This window comes from Nesterenkonia flava, from assembly GCF_031432335.1.
Lineage (GTDB): Bacteria > Actinomycetota > Actinomycetes > Actinomycetales > Micrococcaceae > Nesterenkonia > Nesterenkonia flava.
In genome coordinates this window covers 56,964-62,963 of sequence record NZ_JAVKGT010000017.1, presented here as the reverse complement: position 1 = coordinate 62,963, position 6,000 = coordinate 56,964, and the positions used below count along the sequence as shown (strand labels likewise).

Sequence of the window (6,000 nt, the reverse complement as noted above, 5' to 3'; positions counted from 1 at the left end):
TCCACGGATCGCCGCGGGCAAGTCGAAAGCGTTGCACTTCAGTTCAGAACTCGGGGTCGTCGCGCCTCTCAACTAAGCTGGTAGGCATGACTGAACAGGCTCACGCGCTCACCAGCCCGGGTTTTCCGCCCGGCTACCCGGCCCCAGGAGAGCCCACGCCCTTCCCCACCGATGAGGAGCGCACGGCCAGGCTGCGCGCCGCCGGCATCCCCGAGGAGTTCCACGAGTGGATGGGCCCGCACGGGGTGTCCCCTCTGGGGGCGCGCATGGGTCTGCGCTTCCGTGAGATGCACCCGGATAAGCTGGTCGCCACGATCCCGGTGGGCGGCAACGAGCAGAACGTCGGCATCCTCCACGGAGGGGCTCACATGGTGCTGGCCGAGACCCTGGGCTCCATTGCGACGATCCTTCACGTCCGCATGAACCTGGGCGTTGAGCGCAACATTGTGGGCACCGAGCTGGGCGCCACCCACCACCGGGCGGGGACCTCCGGGCTGGTATGGGGCACCTGTACGCCCCTGAACCTGGGCAAGCAGCTGACCAGTCACGAGATTGTGATGCGTGATGATCAGGGCCGGCGCCTGTCCACCGCCCGAATGACCAACATGATCCTGCAGCCGCGCTGAGAACAGCGCCGAATTGAGTGAGACCATCGTGACCACATCTGCCACCGCAGCCGCCGCGAGCGCGGAGACCACCACCGAGCACGGATTCGGCTTTACCGTGGGGGCTCGGGTGGAGGCCGGCGGACCGCACAGCAGCCCAGGCTTGGCCCGCACCGGCACCATCACCACGCCCCACGGTCAGATCCAGACACCGGCCTTCATTCCCGTGGGTACCAAGGCCACCGTGAAGTCCGTGCGCCCGGAGGAGATCGCCGAGGTGGGCGCCCAGGCGGTACTGGCCAACGCCTATCACCTGAACCTGCAGCCGGGCACCGATGTGCTGGATGCCGCGGGCGGTCTGGGGAAGTTCATGAACTGGCCCGGCCCCACCTTCACCGATTCCGGAGGGTTCCAGGTCATGAGCCTGGGCGCCGGGTTCAAGAAGGTCATCCAGATGGACACCAGCCGGGTTGCCGATGATGACGCCATTGCCCCGGAAAAGGAGCGCCGGGCGTTCGTTGACGACGACGGCGTCACCTTCAAGTCCCATATCGACGGCACCGTGCACCGCTTCACTCCGGAGATCTCCATGAAGCTGCAGCACGAGATCGGTGCCGACATCATCTTCGCCTTCGACGAGCTGACCACGCTCTTCAACACCTACGACTACCAGGTCGAGTCTCTGGAACGGACCCGTCTGTGGGCAGAACGCTGCCTCGTCGCCCATCGTGAGCTGACCGAGCAACGCACCCACCGGCCCTATCAGGCACTCTTCGGCGTGCTGCAGGGGGCCCAGTACGAGGACCTGCGGCGCAAGGCAGCGCGTGACCTGGGGTCCATGGAAGTCCAGGGGCAGTCCTTTGACGGTTTCGGCATCGGCGGCGCGCTGGAGAAGGAGAATCTGGGCACAATCGTCGGCTGGGTGTGTGAGGAGCTTCCAGAGAACAAGCCCCGCCACCTGCTGGGCATCTCCGAGCCGGAGGATTTCTTCACGGCCATTGAGAACGGCGCCGACACCTTCGACTGCGTCCAGCCCTCCCGGGTGGCACGCAACGGCCGGGTCTACACGGCTGATGGGTACTTCAACATTCCACAGGCCCGGTTCAAGCGGGACTTCTCCCCCATCGAGGCCGACTGCACGTGCTACACCTGCCAGAACTACACGCGCGCCTACCTGCATCACCTCTTCAAGGCCAAGGAGATGCTGGTCAACACCCTGATGACCATCCACAACGAGCACTACACGGTGCAGCTGGTGGACAGCATCCGCACCAGCATCACCGAAGGCCGGTTCTACGAGTTCCGCGACGAGACCCTGGGACGCTACCAGGGCGGGGCACACACCACCGGAAGGAACCCCTCATGAGCACCACCTCAGTCTCCATCTCCCAGAAACTGACGCTCAGCGGATCCTCCAGCTGCAATCCCCGACTGGCTCAGGCGCCCTGGGAGTTCGACGCGATGCCCGGCTACGGCCCCGGTTCCTCGGAGGCGGATCCGGTGCCGGCCCACGCACCCACCAACGCCGAGGCCCGTCCCGGCCAGCTGCCCCAGCTCTACCGGGAGCTGCCGGAGGAGGACCTCCACGAGCGGATCCGGGCCGCCAAGGAGGCGCTCGGGGAGGATCTGGTGATTCTCGGTCACTTTTACCAGCGCGATGAGATCGTTCAGCACGCTGATTTCCTGGGCGATTCCTTCCAGCTGGCCAACGCGGCCCTGACCAAGCCTGAGGCTCGCTACATCGTCTTTTGCGGAGTGCACTTCATGGCAGAGACTGCCGATATCCTCTCCTCCCCGGAGCAGAGTGTGATCCTGCCGAACTTGGCGGCGGGCTGCTCCATGGCAGACATGGCCGACGAGGATTCCGTGGAGGCCGCGTGGGAGGAGATCTGCGAGGTCTACGGCGTGGATCCGCAGAACGTGACCCCCGACGACGACGGCAAGCTGCCGATTCTTCCGGTCACCTACATGAACTCCTCCGCCGCGCTGAAGGCCTTCTGCGGGCGCCACGGGGGCATTGTTTGCACCTCATCCAATGCTGAGACGGTGCTGGAATGGGCGTTCGAACGGGCACGCCGGGTGCTGTTCTTCCCAGACCAGCACCTGGGCCGTAACACCGCCAAGGCCATGGGCGTGCCGCTGGAGCAGATGCCGATGTGGAACCCTCGCCGGCCCCTGGGAGGAAACACCGCCGAGGATCTCCAGCAGGCCAAGGTTCTGCTGTGGCACGGTTTCTGCTCGGTGCACCGCCGCTTCTCAGTGGCACAGATCGAGAAGGCCCGGTCGGAGCACCCCGGAGTCAAAGTCATCGTGCACCCCGAGAGTCCTATGCCGGTGGTTGATGCCGCTGACGCCTCCGGTTCCACCGATGCCATCCGCAAATTCGTGGCTGCCAGCAGCCCCGGTGACGTGATCGCCATCGGCACCGAGATCAACATGGTCAACCGGCTGGCCGCCGAATACCCGGACAGGACTATCTTCTGCCTTGACCCGGTGATCTGCCCCTGCTCCACCATGTACCGCATCCACCCGGGCTACCTCGCCTGGGTCCTGGAAGACCTGGTGCAGGGCCGGGTCAACAACCAGATCGTGGTGCCCGAGACGGTCGCCGCCCATGCCCGGGTCGCACTGGACCGCATGCTCGCGGCCAAGCCGAAATGAGAACCTCGTGACGACCACGTTCCTCAGCCCGGCTGCCCTGAGCACCTCCCAGATCGACGCCGTCATCACCATGGCGCTGACCGAGGATGCCCCGTTCGGCGATCTCACCACGCAGGCCTTCGTCCCCGCCGGGGCTGGCGCCGTGGCCTCACTCATCGCGCGGCAAGCCGGCGTGCTCTCCGGGGCCGAGGTCTTCTCCCGGGCGATGCGTGCACTGGATAGCGGCGTCGTCGTGACGCTGCACTGTGCCGATGGCGAGCGCTTTGAGGCCGGGCAGTCTCTGGCGCAGGTGAGCGGGCCTGCGCGGGCGGTGCTGACCTGTGAGCGCGTAGCGCTGAATCTCATTCAGCGCATGTCAGGGATTGCCACCGTGACCGCGCGTTATGTGGAGGCGGTAGAGGGGGCTCAGTCTGCCGCCGGGCGGCCTGTGCGAGTCGTTGATACGCGAAAGACCACCCCGGGGCTGCGGGCGCTGGAGCGCTACGCGGTCCGCTGCGGCGGCGGGCACAACCACCGCTTCAGCCTCTCGGACGCGGTGATGGCCAAGGACAATCACCTGGCGGCACTCGAGTCAGGAGGGATCGGGCTCGCGGAGGCCATCCGGCAGGCCCGCCAGCGGCTTCCCCACACCACGCACATCGAAGTGGAGGTGGACAGGCTGGACCAGGTGCCGGCGGCCCTGGAGGGCGGGGCGGACACCATCATGCTGGATAACTTCTCGCTCGAGGACATACGCCGCGGAGTAGAGCTCATCGGCGGCCGGGCGCTGGTCGAGGCCTCCGGAAACGTCCGGCTGGAGACTGTCGCGGAGATCGCCGCCACGGGCGTGGACGTGATCAGCGTGGGTGCCCTGACCCACAGTGTGCGTTCACTGGATCTGGGGCTTGATATGGACGTTCGCGCTGAGGCCTCACACGGCGGAGGCGGCGCGAACTGATGTATCTGGACTATGCGGCTACTGCTCCCCCGCGCCGGGAGGTGCTGGCGGCCATGTGGCCGCATCTGACCGGGTCCTTCGGCAATCCGGCCAGCCGCCATGAACTCGGCCTGGCGGCCGAGCGCGCCCTAGAGGATGCCCGGGCGCGGGTCGCCGCTCAGCTGGGGGCCCGCCCCACGGAAATCGTCTTCACGTCAGGGGGCACCGAATCCGACAACGCGGCAATCAAAGGCATCGCACTGGCCTCTGCCAGGGGCAAGCATGTCCTGATCTCCGCCGTGGAGCATTCGGCGGTCCGGGAGTCCGCCCTGTGGCTGACACGGTTCGGCTATGAGGTGCAGACGCTCCCGGTCGACGCCGAGGGCTTGGTCTCCCCCGCCGATCTGCGTGCGGCGCTGCGTGAAGACACCGCTCTAGTGAGCGTGCAGTACGCCAGCAATGAGGTGGGCACGGTCCAGGACCTCGCCGGGCTGTCCGCCGTGGCGCGTGAACGTGACGTGCCGTTCCACACCGACGCCGTACAGGCTGCCGCGGCGCTCTCCCTTGATGTGACGGAACTCGGGGTTCACGCGATGAGCCTCTCCGGACACAAGCTTGGCACGCCTAAGGGCATCGGTGTGCTGTACCTGCGCCGGCGCACCCCGTTCGAGGCCCTGATCCACGGGGGTGGCCAGCAGCGGGATCTGCGTTCGGGCACCGAAAGTCCTGCCGCTGCGGTGGGCATGGCCACGGCCCTGGAGCTGGCGGCCGCCGAGCGGGAGGGGCTTGCCGGCTGGGAGCGGCGTCGTGATGAGTTCATCGCTGCCGTGGAGGCCTCGGTCCCCGGAGCGCAACTGAGCGGCCACCGCCTGCGCCGTCTGCCCGGTCACGCGTCGTTCGTCTTTCCCGCCCGCAGCGGGGAGTCCGTGCTGCTGGACCTCGAGCGGGAGGGGATCCTCTGCTCCTCCGGATCGGCCTGTCATGCCGGCAGCAGCGAGCCCAGCCCGGTCCTCACTGCCATGGGGTACCCCGCCGAGCAGGCGCAGACCGCGGTCCGGTTCACCTTCGGGCAGGAGACCACGGCCGAAGAACTTCATCAGGTAGCCCAGGCGCTGCAGCAGCTCCTCTGAGCGACCGCCCCGCGCTGTCGTTTCACCCACAAGGGGGCGGGACGCCGATGACACAGCGGATTCCACGGGCACTGCCCGGCCCTGCTAGACACGCGAAAGGCCCCTACTTCCCTGACATTTCAGAGCAGTAGGGGCCTTTCGTCCTGGTCGGCCTAACAGAGGTACAAGCAAACAAAATGGACGCCCTGTCAAAAGAGGTGCATGCCTTGCTTGACGAGATCAGCAGCCTGACTCGGCCCACTACCTCCGGCCAGGAGGTGGAGCAGCCGCCGCGGAAGCGACCACGCCGGGCCTTCACGGCCGAGGAGCTCGACCGGCTCATCGCTGACTACAAAGCGGGCATGCCCATGTCGGAACTCACCGTTAAGTATCACTGCCACCGTGCGGTGGTGCTGAAGTACACCAGTCAAGCCGGGGTGCACCGCAAGGCCCAAGGCAAGGTCAGCGATCAGGCGCTGGCTGAGATGCTTCGTCTTTACGAATCAGGCCTCGGAACGGGTGACATTGGCCGCAAGCTCGGATTCACCACCAAGACCGTGCGCAGACGTCTCAAAGCTGCCGGGGTCATGCCGGGACCAGCAGAGCGGTAGTCGCACGCATGAACAGCAACAACTAGCGATCCTTCGTGTTGCCAGATCGTCCCGAACCTTCTCAGAAGATCCGCTCGCTCCAGCCAGTCGCCTGTCCT

Annotated in this window: 6 protein-coding genes; all 6 read left to right on the top strand. The window is 66.3% G+C overall.

The genetic code is table 11. The annotated features are described in order from the left end of the window. Window positions 1-86 precede the first annotated feature (86 nt). A complete protein-coding gene (locus RH857_RS07990; RefSeq protein WP_310537444.1) occupies window positions 87-626 on the top strand; it encodes a hotdog fold thioesterase in 540 nt (179 codons plus the stop codon). A gap of 28 nt (window positions 627-654) precedes the next feature. Next, window positions 655-1,971 carry a tRNA guanosine(34) transglycosylase Tgt gene (gene tgt, locus RH857_RS07985; protein WP_374761137.1) on the top strand — a complete coding sequence of 439 codons (1,317 nt, stop codon included), beginning with the start codon at window positions 655-657 and terminating at the stop codon, window positions 1,969-1,971. Next, complete coding sequence (gene nadA, locus RH857_RS07980; protein WP_310537443.1) at window positions 1,968-3,266, top strand: quinolinate synthase NadA; 1,299 nt, start codon at window positions 1,968-1,970, stop codon at window positions 3,264-3,266. The genes tgt and nadA overlap by 4 nt, the downstream gene beginning before the upstream one ends. Window positions 3,267-3,336: 70 nt before the next feature. After that, entirely contained in the window at window positions 3,337-4,203 is an 867-nt protein-coding gene (gene nadC / locus RH857_RS07975; protein ID WP_310537447.1) for a carboxylating nicotinate-nucleotide diphosphorylase, read from the top strand. Continuing rightward, window positions 4,200-5,312, top strand: coding sequence for a cysteine desulfurase family protein (locus RH857_RS07970; protein WP_310537446.1), 1,113 nt, complete (start codon window positions 4,200-4,202; stop codon window positions 5,310-5,312). The genes nadC and RH857_RS07970 overlap by 4 nt, the downstream gene beginning before the upstream one ends. A gap of 176 nt (window positions 5,313-5,488) precedes the next feature. After that, entirely contained in the window at window positions 5,489-5,902 is a 414-nt protein-coding gene (locus RH857_RS07965; protein WP_310537442.1) for a hypothetical protein, read from the top strand. Window positions 5,903-6,000: the final 98 nt, after the last annotated feature.